General features: G+C 70.2%; 19 protein-coding genes. 7 read left to right on the top strand and 12 right to left on the bottom strand.

What is annotated here, in order from left to right; translation table 11 throughout:
• On the top strand, nucleotides 1-1,038 hold the full coding sequence (locus DTO57_RS02165; protein ID WP_114116575.1) for an NAD(P)H-dependent flavin oxidoreductase: 1,038 nt from the start codon (nucleotides 1-3) through the stop codon (nucleotides 1,036-1,038).
• A 27-nt stretch (nucleotides 1,039-1,065) separates the two neighbouring features.
• Here DTO57_RS02165 and DTO57_RS02160 read toward each other — a convergent pair whose 3' ends face one another.
• From DTO57_RS02160 to DTO57_RS02145, 4 genes are all read right to left on the bottom strand, one after another.
• On the bottom strand, nucleotides 1,066-2,319 hold the full coding sequence (locus tag DTO57_RS02160; protein ID WP_114116574.1) for a hypothetical protein: 1,254 nt from the start codon (nucleotides 2,317-2,319) through the stop codon (nucleotides 1,066-1,068).
• Nucleotides 2,320-2,345: 26 nt separating this feature from the next.
• Nucleotides 2,346-2,672, bottom strand: coding sequence for a nuclear transport factor 2 family protein (locus tag DTO57_RS02155; RefSeq protein WP_114116573.1), 327 nt, complete (start codon nucleotides 2,670-2,672; stop codon nucleotides 2,346-2,348).
• Nucleotides 2,673-2,740: 68 nt separating this feature from the next.
• A complete protein-coding gene (locus tag DTO57_RS02150) occupies nucleotides 2,741-3,472 on the bottom strand; it encodes an SDR family oxidoreductase (RefSeq protein ID WP_114116572.1) in 732 nt (243 codons plus the stop codon).
• Nucleotides 3,469-4,155: a TetR/AcrR family transcriptional regulator gene (locus tag DTO57_RS02145; protein WP_222843216.1), complete on the bottom strand. Its 687-nt coding sequence runs from the start codon at nucleotides 4,153-4,155 to the stop codon at nucleotides 3,469-3,471. Before DTO57_RS02145 ends, DTO57_RS02150 begins: the two co-directional genes overlap by 4 nt.
• Before the next feature lie 66 nt (nucleotides 4,156-4,221).
• Here DTO57_RS02145 and DTO57_RS02140 point away from each other — a divergent pair, with 66 nt between their 5' ends.
• The 4 genes from DTO57_RS02140 (at nucleotide 4,222) to DTO57_RS02125 (ending at nucleotide 6,820) form a co-directional block, all read left to right on the top strand.
• Nucleotides 4,222-4,977 (top strand): ribonuclease H family protein, encoded by a 756-nt coding sequence (locus DTO57_RS02140; protein WP_114116570.1) that lies wholly within the window; start codon nucleotides 4,222-4,224, stop codon nucleotides 4,975-4,977.
• A 750-nt stretch (nucleotides 4,978-5,727) separates the two neighbouring features.
• Complete coding sequence (locus tag DTO57_RS02135; protein WP_114116569.1) at nucleotides 5,728-6,069, top strand: metallopeptidase family protein; 342 nt, start codon at nucleotides 5,728-5,730, stop codon at nucleotides 6,067-6,069.
• Nucleotides 6,066-6,353 (top strand): ATP-dependent Clp protease adapter ClpS, encoded by a 288-nt coding sequence (gene clpS / locus DTO57_RS02130; protein ID WP_114117251.1) that lies wholly within the window; start codon nucleotides 6,066-6,068, stop codon nucleotides 6,351-6,353. Before DTO57_RS02135 ends, clpS begins: the two co-directional genes overlap by 4 nt.
• Nucleotides 6,350-6,820, top strand: a complete 471-nt coding sequence (locus DTO57_RS02125) for a DUF2017 family protein (protein WP_229730333.1) — start codon at nucleotides 6,350-6,352, stop codon at nucleotides 6,818-6,820. Before clpS ends, DTO57_RS02125 begins: the two co-directional genes overlap by 4 nt.
• Here DTO57_RS02125 and DTO57_RS02120 read toward each other — a convergent pair.
• The 7 genes from DTO57_RS02120 to DTO57_RS14280 all read right to left on the bottom strand — a co-directional run bounded on the left by DTO57_RS02120 (nucleotide 6,796) and on the right by DTO57_RS14280 (nucleotide 12,550).
• On the bottom strand, nucleotides 6,796-7,365 hold the full coding sequence (locus tag DTO57_RS02120; protein ID WP_162785622.1) for a nucleoside/nucleotide kinase family protein: 570 nt from the start codon (nucleotides 7,363-7,365) through the stop codon (nucleotides 6,796-6,798). The two genes, DTO57_RS02125 and DTO57_RS02120, sit on opposite strands and share 25 nt — an antisense overlap.
• A complete protein-coding gene (locus DTO57_RS02115) occupies nucleotides 7,344-7,670 on the bottom strand; it encodes a hypothetical protein (protein WP_114116566.1) in 327 nt (108 codons plus the stop codon). The genes DTO57_RS02120 and DTO57_RS02115 overlap by 22 nt, the downstream gene beginning before the upstream one ends.
• A 17-nt stretch (nucleotides 7,671-7,687) precedes the next feature.
• Nucleotides 7,688-8,938, bottom strand: a complete 1,251-nt coding sequence (gene dinB / locus DTO57_RS02110; protein ID WP_114116565.1) for a DNA polymerase IV — start codon at nucleotides 8,936-8,938, stop codon at nucleotides 7,688-7,690.
• A 68-nt stretch (nucleotides 8,939-9,006) separates the two neighbouring features.
• Nucleotides 9,007-10,515: an Asp-tRNA(Asn)/Glu-tRNA(Gln) amidotransferase subunit GatB gene (gene gatB, locus DTO57_RS02105; RefSeq protein ID WP_114116564.1), complete on the bottom strand. Its 1,509-nt coding sequence runs from the start codon at nucleotides 10,513-10,515 to the stop codon at nucleotides 9,007-9,009.
• Nucleotides 10,515-12,020, bottom strand: coding sequence for an Asp-tRNA(Asn)/Glu-tRNA(Gln) amidotransferase subunit GatA (gene gatA, locus DTO57_RS02100; RefSeq protein WP_114116563.1), 1,506 nt, complete (start codon nucleotides 12,018-12,020; stop codon nucleotides 10,515-10,517). The genes gatB and gatA overlap by 1 nt, the downstream gene beginning before the upstream one ends.
• Nucleotides 12,020-12,319: an Asp-tRNA(Asn)/Glu-tRNA(Gln) amidotransferase subunit GatC gene (gatC, locus tag DTO57_RS02095; protein ID WP_114116562.1), complete on the bottom strand. Its 300-nt coding sequence runs from the start codon at nucleotides 12,317-12,319 to the stop codon at nucleotides 12,020-12,022. The genes gatA and gatC overlap by 1 nt, the downstream gene beginning before the upstream one ends.
• Nucleotides 12,320-12,328: 9 nt before the next feature.
• Entirely contained in the window at nucleotides 12,329-12,550 is a 222-nt protein-coding gene (locus tag DTO57_RS14280) for a hypothetical protein (protein ID WP_162785621.1), read from the bottom strand.
• A gap of 41 nt (nucleotides 12,551-12,591) precedes the next feature.
• On the opposite strand from DTO57_RS14280, the gene DTO57_RS02090 reads away from it, so the two are divergent.
• Complete coding sequence (locus DTO57_RS02090) at nucleotides 12,592-13,020, top strand: MarR family winged helix-turn-helix transcriptional regulator (RefSeq protein ID WP_114116561.1); 429 nt, start codon at nucleotides 12,592-12,594, stop codon at nucleotides 13,018-13,020.
• Here the strand turns inward: DTO57_RS02090 and DTO57_RS02085 are convergent.
• Nucleotides 13,017-14,708 (bottom strand): long-chain-fatty-acid--CoA ligase, encoded by a 1,692-nt coding sequence (locus tag DTO57_RS02085; protein WP_114116560.1) that lies wholly within the window; start codon nucleotides 14,706-14,708, stop codon nucleotides 13,017-13,019. The genes DTO57_RS02090 and DTO57_RS02085 overlap by 4 nt on opposite strands.
• Before the next feature lie 101 nt (nucleotides 14,709-14,809).
• On the opposite strand from DTO57_RS02085, the gene DTO57_RS02080 reads away from it, so the two are divergent.
• Nucleotides 14,810-15,829: a LacI family DNA-binding transcriptional regulator gene (locus DTO57_RS02080; protein WP_114116559.1), complete on the top strand. Its 1,020-nt coding sequence runs from the start codon at nucleotides 14,810-14,812 to the stop codon at nucleotides 15,827-15,829.
• Nucleotides 15,830-15,866 lie beyond the last annotated feature (37 nt).

Below are 15,866 nucleotides of genomic sequence, written 5' to 3'. Positions count from 1 at the left end.
GTGAGTGCCCTCACCGAGGTCCTCGGCATCGATCGCCCCATCCTGCTCGGCGCGTTCGGGGGCCTCTCCTCCGTCGCGCTGACGACGGCGGTGAGCGAGGCCGGCGGTCTCGGCGCGTACGGCCTGTACGGGTACGACGGCGACCGGATCCGCAAGACCGCCACCGAGCTCGCCGCCGCGACCGACAAGCCGTACACGCTCAACATCTGGCTCCCGATGGGCGACGAGGCCACCCCGAGCGCACAGCACATGGCGTTCGCCCAGGCCCTCGAGCCCTTCTACGCCGCGGTCGGGGTGGAGCCTCCCGCGCGGCCCGAGTCGTACATGCCGTCCCTCGACGAGCAGCTCGAGGCGATCTGGGAGGCGGCCCCGGCCGTACTCAGCGTCGTCTTCGGCGTGCCGTCCGACGATCTCGTCGGCGAGGCGCACGGCCGCGGGATCCGTGTGATCGGCACCGCGACGACGGTCGCGGAGGCGGTCGCACTCGATGAGGCGGGCGTCGACGCGATCGTCGCGAGCGGATCCGAGGCCGCTGGCCACCGGGTGTCGTTCCTGAAGCCCGCGGAGGAGTCGCTCGTCGGCACCTTCGCGCTCGTGCCGCAGGTCGTCGACGCGGTGCGCGCCCCGGTGATCGCGGCCGGCGGCGTGTCCGACCGGCGCGGCGTGGCCGCTGCGCTCGCGCTCGGCGCGCAGGGCGTGCAGGTCGGCACCGCCTTCCTCGCGACCCGCGAGTCGGCGGCAAACGACGCCCATCGCGAGGCGATCCGCACCACCGCTGCCGACGAGAGCGTGCTCACACGTGCGATGAGCGGACGCCTCAGCCGCGGCGTGCGCAACCGTGCCGTGCGCGCGATCGAGGCGGGCGGCATGATCGCGCCCTTCCCGACGCAGAACTGGCTCACCGGAAAGTTCCGCGCCCCGGCGGGGCAGCAGAACCTCGGCGAGCTGCAATCGCTGTGGCTCGGCCAGGGCGCGCCGCTCGCGACGCTCGACTCGGCCGACGAGGTCTTCGCCGAGCTCGCGGCGGGCCTCGCCTAGCCAGGCTGGGGTGGCCTCGCGGCCGCCTCAGCCTTCCGCGGGCTCCCACCAGTAGTCGAGGTCGGACGCTCGCTGGATCCACGTTCGGGGCTCGCCGACGTATCGCACGTCGGCCGTGAACCAGTACGTCGTATCGGGATCCCAGCCCGCCAGCACCGTGCACGCACGCGCGTCGACGACGAGGGCGCGGCCCGCGGCCTCGAGGTAGCCGACGATACTCAGGTGCACGCCGTCATACTCCATCGCGACCTCGGCCCAGTCCGGGATCACCCAGGCACCATCGCGGCCCGTCGTGTGGAACCAGTCGCCGCGCTTGTGGTGCGTGACCTCGAGCGGGAACCGCCGGCAGAGCTCCGCCCAGTCGTGCGCACCGCCAATCTCGTATACGCGCACGCCCTCCGGAACCACGAGGCGGTTGCCCATACCGCGCTCCCATCCGAAGGCGTCCTCGACGAGATGCGCCGCGATCGGGCTCCCGTCCGGCGCGAGCCCCGCGGACTGCGGCAACCATAGGGGCCAGCTCGGAGCCGACCACCATTCGCCGCTCCCCGCTTCCACCGGATCCGCCGGCGCGCGGCGGGCGAGCCTCCGCTCCGCCTCGGTCACCGTCGTCCGGTTCTCGGCCAGCGACGGGTGGGCACCGCCGAGCGGTGTCGCCGGGCCCTCGTCTTCCCAGCTCATCGCCACCTGTTCGCTGTCCGCCGCGCTGCGGGTCCACCAGTCGAGCGCGCCTGACGTGAGGAGGTGCCGGGCCACGCGCTCGAGCGGCGTCCGCATCTCCTCACGGGTGAGGAGCACGTCGGTTCCCTCCGGGGGCTGCCAGTATCGGGCAAAGTCAACGGCGTCCGCGAGCGGGCCGCGCAGCGAGGCCCAGGTCGCATCAACGAGCGGCGTCGCGGTGAGGGCCTTGGCGGCCGTGGTGGCGAGGGACTTGGCCGTGGTGAGGTAACGCGCGTGGATTGGTTCCGGTCGAGGCGCGACCTCACCGAACGAGGGCTCGGCGGAGCCGGGCGCGTCGGCTTCCGCGGGCACGCCGCTCTCGTCCGGCACGTCGGCTTCCGCGGGCACGCCGCCCTCGCCCCGCGCGTCGCTTTCCTCCGGCGCGTCCCCCACGAGCGCGACGTACCGCGCGCCACGATCCGGTTCCGGGTCCAGCGCCCGGTCGGCCTCGAAGACCGCGTGGCTCAGCGCATGCCCGCCCGAGCGGCGCTCGCTCGTCACGGCGAACTCCAGCAGGAAGCGGCGACCGCGCGGGCCGGCCATCAGGGTCGAGACGTCCATCCCCCGATCCTGTCACGGACCCCTGGTCAGTGCGGGGTGATGACCATGCGCGAGAGCTTGTCTCCCTCCACCTGGAACGTCATCGGGCCCGTGCCGTTGAACCCGTTGCCGCTGACCGTGAGCACGACGACATACTCGCCGTCGCCGTGGTCGTCGACCGACACGGCCTCGAAGTGCGATTGCTTGCCGATGTTGTCGGTCGAGTCCCACGAGCGCAGCTCGGCCGCGCCGCGGAACTCGCGGCCCCAATCGTTGAGGTAACCGTCGTCGGTGAAGGCGGCAACGAACGCGTCGCTATCGCCGGCATTGGTTGCGTCGATCATCGCCTGAATGGGCGCGGGAACTGCGGTCATGCGTTACTCCTTCGTCGTATGTACCTGGCGTGCGCCACGATACTCGCGAGCTCCGACACGCGAAGCCCCTATGCCAACCCGCCATTGGCGAAGATGGTCTGGCCGTTGATCCAGCGCGCGGGGCCCGCGAGGTGCGCCACCGTCTCCGCGATGTCTTCGGGCTCTCCCAGCCGCTCGAGCGGCGCCGCCTTCGCGAGTTTCTGCAGCAGCTCCTCCGATTTGCCCTCGAGGAACAGCGGCGTCACCGTCGGGCCCGGCGCGACGGCGTTCACCGTGATGTCTCGGCCGCGCAGCTCGCGGGCGAGCGTCAGCGTCAGCGCCTCGACGGCACCCTTGCTCGCGACGTACGCGCCGTAGTTCGGCAGGTGGGTGCGCGTCACGGTCGTCGAGAACATGACGATCGCCCCGCCCTCGCGGACTCGCCGCGCCGCCAGTTGCGCAACGACGAAGGTGCCGCGCACGTTCGTGCGCATGACGCGGTCGAAGTCAGCGAGCGAATACTCGGCGACGGGGCCGAGGATCATGATGCCCGCCGTATTGATCACGACGTCGATGCCGCCGAACGCGCGCTCGACCTCGTCGAAGACCGCGAGCATCGCGCCCTCGTCGGCGACGTCTCCCCCGACCGCGATGGCGCGCCCCTCAGACTCCGCAACGACCTGCTCTGCCGCCGCCCTGTTTCCGGAATAGTGCACGGCCACCGCAAAGCCGTCGGCGAGCAGGCGCCGCACGACCGCGCGGCCGATGCCGCCGGATCCGCCCGTCACCAGCGCGACCCGCATGTCGGATGTATTGCTCATGTTCCACTCCCCGTTCTCGTAAGGCGCCCGAGCCATTCGTCGATGAGCGCAGCCTCGGCCGCGGTAAAGGTATCCGCGGCATCGCCCCCGCGCACCCGGCTGCGCAGCGTCGCGACCGCGACGGCCACCGGATCCGCGACCGCGTCGCCCGCGAGGATCCCCCGGATCGTCGCCTCGCGCACCTCCTCCGACGCACCCTCCGGGTACTCCGTCGGGCGCAGGATCATGCCGAGCGCGACGCCGCTATTGGCGGCCATGATGACGCGCGCGGCCTCCTCGGGCGAGACCCGCAGCAGCCCCTCGGACGCGAGGCGCTCGGTCACCTCGCCGAGCAGCCGCATCGCCTCGGCGATCGCGGCCGGTTCGGCCGAGAGCGCGGATCCGAACACCAGCCGGTAGGCATGCGGGTGCGCGAGCGCGAACGCCGTGTGGTTGTCCCACCCGGCGCGCAGGTCGGCGAGCACATCGGATCCGGGGACCGCCGCGCGCTTTCCCGCGAGGTACTGCTCCCACACGTGGTCGGCGACGGCCGAGAGCAGCCCGTCCTTGTCGCCAAAGAGCCGGTAGAGCACGGGTTGCGTCACGCCGGCCGCCTCGCAGACGGCGCGCGTGGACACATCGCCCGACGGGGAGGTCGCGAGCAGCTCGGCCGCCCGATCGAGTATCACTGTTCTCTTAGGCACATAGCAATGTTAACGCTTGAGGTGTATCACTGCAACTATCACTGATACGAAATCTAGGATGGACGGATGACCATCATCGCTGCCGCAGACGGATCCGCCCTCGGTAACCCCGGTCCCATGGGCTGGGCGTGGTACATCGACGACGACAGCTGGGCCGCCGGCGGTGCTCCCCACGGCACCAACAACATCGGCGAGCTGACCGCCGTGCTCGAGCTGTTGCGCGCCACCGCCCACACAAGTGACGACCTGCTCATCCACTGCGATAGCCGCTACGTCATCGACTCGATCACCAAGTGGATGCCCGGCTGGAAGAAGAAGGGCTGGAAGAAGGCCGACGGCAAGCCCGTCCTGAACCTCGAGATTATGAAGGCCCTCGACGAGGCCATGCAGGGCCGCCGCGTGCGCTTCGAGTGGGTCAAGGGACACGCCGGGCACCCCCTTAACGAGGCCGCCGACACCCGCGCCAATGGCGCCGCCCAGGCGTACCAGAAGCACACCCCGGTGAAGAGCGGCCCGGGCTTCGCCGGGGCCGCGGGCCCTGGATCCGCCGGTACCGAGACCGCCGGATCCGGGGCGACGCCCGCCGGATCCGGGGTGGCCGGGTCTCGCGGAGCCGCGCCCGCCGGGCCTACCGGATCGGTCGATTCGGGATCCGCACCCGCGCCCGCGCGCGCCGCGCAGCCGACGCTCTTCGATGCGCTCGACGAGGATCCGCTGGTGCGCCTCACGATCTCGCTCTCCCAGAGCGAGCTCGACACGCTGCGCGCACGCGCCGCCGCGTCGAGCATGTCGGTCGACGAATACCTCCGCGGCCGCATCTAACCCGCCCCGCAACTGCGGAGCTGACCCCAAACTGCGGAAGAACCACCCCCGGCGCTCCGCAGCAAGGGGCCATCTCCGCGGATCCGGGCCAGCGCGCGCCCGAGCCACGGTCGGCGATCCGCGCCCGGCCGGATCCCCAAGTGCGGACGTGCCCCCGATCTGCGGAAGAACTACCTAGAATCCTCCGCAGTATGGGACCACCTCCGCGGATCCGGACCGCCGCGCGCCCGAGCCACGGTCGACGAGCCGCACCCGACCGGACCCCCAAGTGCGGATATGACCCCAATCTGCGGAAGAACTACCCAGAATCCTCCGCAGTATGGGCCCACCCCCGCACTTACGGACCACCGCGCGCGTCGCAGCCGACAAGCAACCCCGGCTGGATCCACAAATACGGAAATGGGCCCAAACTGCGGAAGAACCACCCCAAATTCTCCGCACTACTGGGCCACCTCCGCAGATCCGGACCAGCGCGCGCCCGAGCCACGGTCGGCGATCCGCGCCCGGCCGGGTCCGCAACTGCGGAGCTAACCCCGAACTGCGGATAAGCTCCCCCAAATCCTCCGCAGCAAGGGGCCATCTCCGCGGATCCGGACCAGCGCGCGCCCGAGCCACGGTCGGCGATCCGCGCCCGGCCGGATCCGCAACTGCGGAGCTGACCCCGAACTGCGGAAGAACTACCCCGAATTCTCCGCAGTATCGGGCCAACTCCGCAGAAACGGGTCAGCGCGCGATCGATAGAGTAGAGGCATGAATGCGGAAGAGTTCGAGGCGCTCGTTATCGAGGAGCTGGATCAGCTTCCGGATGACATGGTCGACGGGCTCGACAACGTGATCTTCGTCGTCGAGGACCGCCCCGAGGATGGCTCGCTCGACCTGCTCGGGCTCTACGACGGCGTCGCCGTCACCGACCGCGGGTCGTACGGCATGGGCGAGTTGCCCGACCGCATCATCGTCTACCGCGAGCCGCACCTCGAGCAGTGCGAGACGCTCGACGAGTTGCGCGACGAGGTGCACACGACGCTCGTCCACGAGATCGCACACTTTTACGGCATCGACGACGACCAGCTGCACGAGATGGGGTGGGCATGACCACCCTCACGAACCCCGAGGTCGACGAGCGCCTCGAGGTCGCGCCGGACGTGCCGTGGCAGACGGTCGTGTGGGATGACCCCGTCAACCTCATGAGCTACGTCGTGCGGGTCTTCCGCGAATACTTTGGCTTCTCGCATGACATCGCGACGAAGCGCATGCTCGAGGTGCACCACGACGGCCACGCGGTCGTCGCCGAGGGTGCCCGCGAGCAGATGGAATTGCACGCCCAGGCCATGCACGACTATGGCCTCTGGGCGACCGTTCGAAAGGCACCCCAGTGACCCACGTGATCTTCACCCTCACCCGCGTGGAGGCCGCCCACCTCGCCGACCTCGTCGGCCAGTTTCAGGCCCTCGTCGAAAACTCCGAGGGCGAGAGCGGCGACCCCGCCGTCGACCGGCTCACCCCCGACGTCTACCCCGACGACGCGGACGCGTCGCGCGAGTTCCGCCGCGTCACCCGCGACGATCTCCTCGGCCGCCGCGCGCACGACGCCGCGATCGTCGCCGCCGATCTCGCACGCATCGAGTCGGCGTCGGTCAACGAGGCCCTCTCCCCCGTCGACGTCTCGATCGCCGACCTCGAGCCTTGGCTTCGCACACTCTCGGCCGTGCGCCTCGTGCTCGCGAGCCGCCTCGGCATTGCCGACGGCGCCGAGCACGACGAGGACGACCCCGCCTACGGCCTCTACGAGTGGCTCGGTTACCGCCTCGAGGGCCTTATTCAGGTCGCCGAGAACGAGAGCTGAGCGATGCTCTCGGGCGCATTCGCCCGGATGTGCTCGTCCTCCTGCGCCGACCACATGTCCCAATAGGGCGCAAAAGAGTCGCCGTCGCGCGTGAGCGCAAGGTGTTTCCGGACGGCGGCGTCGCCGTCGATCCAGATCGACACCGTCGCGCACCGGGACGCCTCGGCCGAGAGCGCCCCGCACCCCTCGATCACGAGGGCAACCGACGGATCCACCGACGCCTCGCGCGCCGAGAATTCGTCGCGCTCCCAGTCCCACCGGTGGTAGGTACCCACGGATCCATCGGCGTGCGCCGCGACGAGGCGCGCGGTCACGGCCGTCGCGCCCGCGAGACCGGCCCAGCCCTCATAGAACTCGTCGAGCGACACGAGCCGCGCGCCCGCGAGCTCCGCGACGCGCCGCGCGAGCGTCGTCTTCCCCGCGCCGCTGCGGCCGTCGATGACGACGCGGCCCCGCGGATCCGCCCGGAGCGCGCGAACGGCCGCGTCGACCACACGGTCGAACGCGGCCGAATCAAGGGCGTTCAGCGACGCTTCTTGAGGCACTTGATGACGTAGCCGAGCGCGCGTCCGGCGACGCACACGAACGGCACGAGCACCGCGACCAGCGTCACGGGGTTCGGCGCGAAGCGGAACTCGCTGCCGCGGCGAATGTACGCGCCGATGGGCAGCGAGAATCCGCCACCGCCACCGCCGCCATTGCCGGACTCGTCGCTGCCGCCGCCGAAGCCCGACCAGGTCGCGGCGACCGGCAGAACCTTCACGCCGTCGAGATCCTGCTGCTCGCCGTAGGCAGCGGTCACACCGAGGTTGCCGCTGATCTTTCCGAGTTCCATCGCGATGTTGGGCATGACTTCAGCGTACCTTCTCAGTCGCTCTCCTCGGGCGGGCGTTCCGGAGGTCGCCTCTGGTCCGAGTTCAGGAAGGCCGCGCGGGTCACGGATCCGGTGCCGAACTTCTCGCTGAGCACGTCGAGCGCGCCCTCGACCTGCTTCCACTCGCCGTCGTCGTCCCAGAGGGCGAGCGCCGCGGATCCGGCCGGCACGAGCCGCTCCGCGCGCACCCCGATGAGCCGCACCGCCGCGCGCATGTCGACGCTCGCGAGGAGCTCCCGAGCGACCTGGCCGATGCGCTGCCCGACCGCCGTCGGCTCGGAGAGCGCCTGCGAGCGCGTGATCGTCTGAAAATCGGCGAAGCGCAGCTTGATCGCGACGCCCGAGGCCTCAACCCCGCCCCGGCGCAGCCGCACCGCGACCCTATCGGCGAGCCGCAGCACCTCCGCGTTCAGGAAAGCGATGTCCGAGACATCGTTCGAAAACGTCTCCTCGTGCGACACGCTCTTCTCGACCCGCTCCGTCTCGATGCCGCGCGCGTCGAGCCCGTTCGCGAGCTCGTGGATACGCTGCGCCTGCGTCGCCCCGAGCACGCGCGCGAGCACCTCGACGGGCGTCTCGCGGATGTCGCGGATCGTGTGGATCGCGCGCCCCGCGAGCGCCTCCGCGGCCTTCGGCCCGACGCCCCACAGGGATCCGGCGGGTCGCGGATCCAGGAATTCCTGCGTGCGCGCGGCCGGGATAATGAGGCGGCCGTTCGGCTTCGAGGCCGTCGACGCCATCTTCGCGACGTGCTTCGTCGCCGCGCCCCCGACGCTGCACGTGATGCCGATCTCTTCCTTCACGCGGCGCCGGATGAGGGATGCAACCTCGCCCGGGGATCCCCAGAGCCTGCGCACCCCGCGCACGTCGAGGAACGCCTCGTCGATCGACAGCGGCTCGACGAGCGGCGTGATGCTGCGGAAGACCTCCATCACCTGCGCCGACGTCTCGCGGTAGCGGTCGAATGTGGGCGGCACGACGACGGCGTGAGGGCACCTCTGCAGCGCCATGCCGAGGGGCATCGCCGAGCGCACGCCGTAGCGGCGCGCCTCGTACGACGCGCTCGAGACGACCGAGCGCCCGTCGCGGTGGGCGATGACGACGGGCTTGCCCTTGAGCGAGGGATCGTCGAGGGTCTCGACCGCGACGAAGAACGCGTCCATGTCGACGTGCAGGAAGTTCGCCCCCGTGTCGTCCGCCCCGGGCGGCGAGTAGAGCCTGCCCGACCCGTCCTGCTTGCTCACGTCTCTATTCTCCCAGAACGAGAAGTCCCCACGCCCGGTCGGGGCGTGGGGACTTACTCGGGTGAGGCTTAGGCCTGCGCGCGCTCCAGGACGAGCTCGCGGACGCGGGCCGCGTCGGCCTGGCCCTTCATCGCCTTCATGACGGCACCGATGACGGCGCCGGCGGCCTGCACCTTGCCGCTCTTGATCTTCTCGAGCACGTCGGGCTGCGACGCGAGCGCCTCGTCGATCGCCGCGATGAGCGCGCCGTCGTCCGACACGACCGCGAGGCCGCGCGTGTCGACGACCTGCTGCGGGGATCCCTCGCCCGCGATGACGCCCTCGAGCACCTGGCGCGCGAGCTTATCGGTCAGCGTGCCCGCGTCGACGAGCTGCTGCAGCTCGGCGACGTGCGCGGGGGTCACGAGGTCGGAGGCCTCGCGGCCCTCGGCGTTCGCGACGCGGGCGATCTCGCCCGTCCACCACTTGCGCGCGGCCGCTGCCGTCGTGCCCGCGGCGATCGTCTGCTCGACGACGTCGGTGAGGCCCGCGTTCGCGACGTCCTGGAACTCCAGGTCGGTGAAGCCCCACTCGCCCTTCAGGCGGCGACGCTTCGCGGCCGGCGCCTCGGGAAGCTTCGCGCGAAGCTCCTCGATCAGCTCCTCGCTGGGCGCGACGGGAAGCAGGTCGGGCTCCGGGAAGTAGCGGTAGTCGTCGGCGTCCGACTTCGGACGGCCGGGCGAGGTCTCGCCCGTGTCCTCGTGCCAGTGACGGGTCTCCTGCGTGATGGATCCGCCGTCGGCGAGGATCGCGGCCTGGCGGCGGATCTCGTAGCGGACCGCGCGCTCGACCGAGCGCATCGAGTTGACGTTCTTCGTCTCGGTGCGGGTGCCGAGCTTCTCCGCGCCACGGGGGCGCAGCGACACGTTGGCGTCGCATCGGATGTTGCCGCGCTCCATGCGCGCCTCGCTGATGCCGAGGCCGCGCGCGATGTCGCGGATCGTCGCGAGGTAGGCCTTCGCCACCTCGGGCGCCTTGTGCTCGGTGCCGAAGATCGGCTTCGTGACGATCTCGACGAGCGGCACGCCCGCGCGGTTGTAGTCGACGAGCGAGCTCGACGCGCCCTGGATGCGGCCGGAGGATCCACCGACGTGCGTGAGCTTGCCGGCGTCTTCCTCCATGTGCGCGCGCTCGATCGGCACGACGATGATCTCGCCGTCCTCGAGCTCGACCTCGACCGAGCCCTCGAACGCGATCGGCTCGTCGTACTGGCTGATCTGGTAGTTCTTGCCCAGGTCGGGGTAGAAGTAGTTCTTGCGCGCGAAGCGGCTCGACGGCGCGATCGAGCAGCCGAGCGCGAGGCCCAGGCTGATCGAGCTGCGGATCGCCTCGGCGTTCACGACCGGCATCGAGCCCGGGAGGCCCAGGTCGACGGGCGCGATGAGCGTGTTCGGCTCGGCGTCGTGGAACTCCTCGTTCGCCGGGTTACCGGCGGCCGAGAACATCTTCGTCTTGGTGTTGAGCTCGACGTGCACCTCGAGGCCGATAACCGGCTCGAACATCTCGAGTGCCTTGTCGAAGTCCATGAGCTTCGCCATCAGCGCGCCCCTCCGTTCAATGCGGGTGCCTTGTCGAGCAGCGGACCGCCCCACTCCTCGACGAGGAGCGTCTCGAGCGCGGCCGACACGCGGTACAGGCGAGCGTCTTCGTAGATCGGCGCGAGGAACTGGATGCCGACCGGCAGCCCATCCTCGGCCGAGAGGCCCGATGGCAGCGTGATGCCGGGGATGCCCGCGAGGTTCGCCGGGATCGTCGCGAGGTCGTTCGCGTACATCGCCAGCGGGTCGTCGAGCTTCTCGCCCAGCTTGAACGCCGTGGTGGGCGCGGCGGGCGTCGCGATGACGTCGACCTGCGCGAACGCGTTCGCGAAGTCCTGCTGGATCAGCGTGCGGACCTTCTGCGCGCTGCCGTAGTAAGCGTCGTAGTAGCCGGCCGACAGGGCGTAGGTGCCGAGGATGATGCGGCGCTTGACCTCGGGGCCGAAGCCCGCGTCGCGCGTCGCCGACATGACGTCCTCGACCGTGCCGGGCACGTCGGCGCGGAGGCCGAAGCGCACCGAGTCGAACTTCGCGAGGTTACTCGATGCCTCGGCGGGGAGGATCAGGTAGTACGCGGCGGTGGCGTACTTGAAGTGCGGGGCGCTGATCTCGACGACCTCGGCACCCGCTGCCTCGAGCTTCTTCACGGCCGACTGGAACGAGTCGTCGACACCCTTCGAGAAGCCGTGCAGCTCCTTGACGAGGCCGACCTTGAGGCCCTTCAGGACCTCGCCCGACGCGCCCTCGCGGGCCGCGGCGGCGAACGACGGCCACTCGGTCGTCAGGCTCGTCGCGTCGTGCGGGTCGTGGCCGCCGATGACGTCGTGCAGGAGCGCAGAGTCGAGCACGGTGCGCGAGACGGGGCCGACCTGGTCGAGGCTCGAGGCGAGCGCGATCGAGCCGTAGCGGCTGACGCCGCCGTAGGTCGGCTTCACGCCGACGGTGCCGGTCACGTGCGCGGGCTGGCGGATGGATCCGCCGGTGTCGGATCCGAGGGCGAGGGGCGCCTCGAAGGCCGCGACCGCCGCGGCCGAGCCGCCGCCGGATCCGCCGGGGATGCGGTCGAGATCCCACGGGTTGTGGGTCGGGCCGTACGCCGAGAACTCGGTCGACGAGCCCATCGCGAACTCGTCCATGTTGGTCTTGCCGAGGGGCACGAGGCCCGCCTCGCGCGACTTCGCGACGACGGTCGCGTCGTAGGGCGACATGTAGCCCTCGAGGATCTTCGACGCCGAGGTCGACGGCATGTCGGTCGTGACGAGCACGTCCTTCACCGCGAGCGGCACGCCGGCCAGCTCGTGCAGCTCCTCGCCAGAGGCGCGGCGCTCGTCGATCGACCGGGCGGCGTCCAGCGCACCCTGGTTGACGTGCAGGAAGGCGTGGATGTCGCCGTCAACGGCGGCGATGCGGTCGAGGTGGGCCTGCGTGGCCTCTACGCTCGAGACCTCGCCCGCGCCGAGCTTTGCCGCGAGCTCCGCGGCGGAGAGCTTGATCAGGTCGCTCATCACTGCTCCTCTCCGAGAATCGCGGTCACGCGGAAGCGCGATCCGTCGTGGTCCGGCGCGTTCTTGAGGGCCTCGTCGACCGACAGCATGTCGCCGGGGACGTCCTCACGGAACACGTTCACGAGCGGGACCGGGTGGCTCGTCGCCACCACATCGCTCGTGGCGACCTCGCTCACCTCGGCGATGCTCGACACGATCGCGTCGAGTTCGCCGGTGAGGGTGGTCACCTCTTCATCGGACAGCTGGATCCTGGCGAGCACACCGAGATGGCGCACGAGATCGGGGGTGATTTCAGACACTCCCCCAGTCTACGCGTCTGCCTCTGGGGTTCGCGGACAGAGCAGGGCTCCGTCGGCGCCGACCGTGTGTTCGTCCTTCGGGCGCCCGCAGTGACCGCACGGCAGTTCCTTGCCCGGACCGTAGGGCCCGCGCGATGCCGGGCCGGCGTATTTGATCAGGCGCGTGTTGATGTAGAGGTAGAGGCCGCCTGCCTCACGGATTCTTTCGCGTAACGGCTTCTTCTGTGCCATAACCATTAGTGTACTAACTATTTGCGGGTTAGACTACCCACATGACCGACGAGATGCTCCTCCTAGAGAACCAGCTGTGCTTCGCGCTCGTGACGGCGGCCCGCAACGTCGTATCGGCCTATCGCCCGATCCTCACGCCGCTCGGGCTCACGCACCCGCAGTACCTCGTCATGCTGGCGCTCTGGGAGCGCACACCGCGCTCGCTCACCGATCTCGCGGACGAGATCGCGATGGATCCGGCGACCGCATCGCCGCTCGTCAAGCGCCTCGAGTCGCAGGGGCTCGTGAGCCGCGAGCGCCGCGCCGGCGACGAGCGCCGTCTCGACATCACGCTCACGCCCGAGGGGCAGGCGCTCCGCGAGAAGGCGATCGACGTGCCTCCCCAGGTCGCGGCGGCGACGGGGCTGTCGATCGATCAGCTCGTCGCAATCCGCAACGCGCTCGCCCCGATCGCCGGCCGCGCGGCCTAAGAGTCCAGCAGCAGCTGCTTCACCTCGCGGCGCATGACCTTGCCGATCAGCGACTTCGGCAGCTCGTCGACGACGACGAAGCGGCGCGGCGCCTTGTACGGGGTGAGCACGTTCTTCACGAAGGCGCGCACCTCCTCGGGGTCAAACTTCGGGTCGCCGTCGAGCACGACCGCCGCGACGACCTCCTCGCCGTGCTCCGCCGAGGGCAGGCCGACGACGGCCGCGTCCTCGATGGAGGGGTGCTGGCGCAGCGCGATCTCGACCTCGGTCGGGGCGACGTTGAACCCGCCCGTGATGATGAGTTCCTTGATGCGGTCGACGACCTTGAAGAAGCCCTCGTCGTCCATCACGACGATGTCGCCCGTGCGGAACCAGTCGCCGACGAAGACCTTCTCGGTCTCCTCCGGTCGCCCGTAGTAGCCGCTGAAGACCTGCGGGCCGCGCACGAGCAGCTCGCCCGCCTCGCCCGGCGCGACGTCGACCGTCGGGTTGTCCGGATCCACGACGCGCGCCTCGGTGCCGGGGAGCGGCAGCCCGATCGTGCCCGCCTTGCGCCTGTCCGACACGGGGTTCACGATCAGCACGGGCGAGCACTCGCTGAGGCCGTATCCCTCGACGAGCATGCCCTTCGTCTCGGCCTCCCACGGCACGACGAGCGCGTCGTCGAGGGCCATGGCGCCCGAGACGCCGATGCCGGTGCCCTCGAGCGAGATGCCGCGCTCCTGGGCGCGACGCAGCAGGCGCTCGGCGATCGGCGGCACGGCCGGCAGCACCGTCGCGGGGTGCTTCTGCGTGACCTTCAGCACCATGTCCGGGTCGAACTTCGGGAAGAGCACAAGGCGCGCCGCCCGCGACATCGCGAATGTCAGGCAGAGCGTCAGGCCGTAGGCGTGGAACATCGGCAGCACCGCGTAGACCACGGTGCCCTCGCCGTTCGAGACGGCGGGCGTCCACGCCCGCGCCTGGGCGGCGTTCGCCAGCAGGTTGCGGTGCGTGAGTGTCGCCCCCTTGGGGTCGCCCGTCGTGCCGCTCGTGTACTGGATGACCGCGATGTCGTCCGTCGTCGGCGCGGGCACATCGGATCCGATCGGCGCGTAGCCCACGATCGACTCCCAGCCCACGGCGCCGCGCACGCGCTCGGTCAGTTGCTCGCGCTGAGCCCTGAGCTTCGGGATCGGCAGCGACAGCGCCGCACGCATGTACCCGGGCATTCCACGGGTGATGTCGACCGAGATCAACGACGAGACGGCGAGGTCCTTCGGAAACTCCTGAATCGTCTTCGCGACCTTGCTCCACACGATCGCGTGCTTCGCGCCGTGGTCCTCGAACTGCTTGCGCAACTCGCGCGGCGTATAGAGCGGGTTGTGCTCGACGACGATCGCGCCGAGGCGCAGCACGGCATAGAAGGCCACGATGTGCTGGGAGCAGTTCGGAAGCACGAGCGCAACGGGATCACCCTTGCGCACACCCTGCGCGTACAGGCCCGCCGCGGCGCGCTCGATCGCCTCGTTCAGCTCGCGGTAGCTCGTCACCCTGCCGAAGAACTCCAGCGCGGGTGCGTCAGGGTGCGCGGCGGCCGAGTCTCGAACGAGGTCCATCAGGGATCCGCTCATCGGGTCGAGGTCCTCAGGGACTCCGGGGGCGTATGAGGCGGTCCAGGGGCGCGGCGGGTTGAACGCGTCAGTCACACGGCCATCGTATGCGGCCGGCGCGCGAACCTCGGAACCGAACGAGATTGACTACGTTGTCAGAGTGCCCTATCGTCAGTTTCGAACAGGGAGGTTCCCCCATGCCGACATCGTCGCCGCGCGCTCGCCGCGTCTCGATGGTCGATGTCGCGCGCGCCGCCGGCGTCTCGCAGAAGACCGTGTCGCGCGTGGTGAACGATGAGCCCTATGTCACCGACGAGGTGCGGGATCGCGTGCAACATGCGATCGACACGCTCGGATTCCGCCCGAACCATGCCGCACGGGCGCTCGTCACCCGCCGATCGCACCGCATCGGAGTCGTGACGATGGGTGGCACGACGCTTCACGGGCCCGTCTCGGTTCTCGCGGGTGTGGAAGACGAGGCACGGCGCGCCGGATATGCGCTGAGCATCGTCAGCACGGCGCCCGGCGGCGGCCGCGAGATCCAGGACGCCGTCGACTCCCTCGTGAGCCAGGGCGCCGAGGCGATCATCGTTTCCGAGCCGCAGGACTTCGGCGGACGCCTCATCGACGTGCCCGACGGCATCGAAGTCCTGACGTTCAACAGCGAGCCCGTCACCTCATCCGCGCGCGAATTTCTCGCGTCGAGCGACGAGGTCGCGGGCGCCCGCGAGGCCACACGGCACCTGCTCGGGTTCGCACCGCGCGTCGATCACATCTGCGGCCCAACGAACTGGCTCGCGAGCCGGAGCCGGATCCGCGGCTGGCGGGACGCGCTCGAGGCCGCCGGGGCGGAGGTGCCGGATCCGATCGCGGGCGATTGGTCGCCGCGTTCCGGCGTTGCGGCCATGCGCGAGCTCCTCGACCGCGGCGCGCGCGCGGTGTTCGTCGCGAATGACCAGATGGCGATCGGCGCGATGAGCGCGATCCACGATGCGGGCCTCCGCACGGGCATCGACGTCGCCCTCGTCGGTTTCGACGACCTCGATGTCGCGGAGTTCCTCACGCCCCCGCTGTCATCGGTGCAGCGAGACTTCCGCGCGGTCTCCCGCGTGGGCATGCGCGAGCTTCTCGCGCGACTCGATGGATCCGTGCCGGGCGCTCCGCCCGACCCGCTTCCCTCACGGCTCGTCGTGCGCGCCTCCAGCGCGCCCCGATAGGCCCTTTTTCCTCCCACACCCTCCATTGCAATATGAC

This window comes from Microbacterium sorbitolivorans (assembly GCF_003327285.1).
Taxonomy (GTDB): Bacteria; Actinomycetota; Actinomycetes; order Actinomycetales; family Microbacteriaceae; genus Microbacterium; species Microbacterium sorbitolivorans.
The sequence above is the reverse complement of the archived record's forward strand: the minus strand, read 5'-3'. Positions and strand labels throughout refer to the sequence as shown.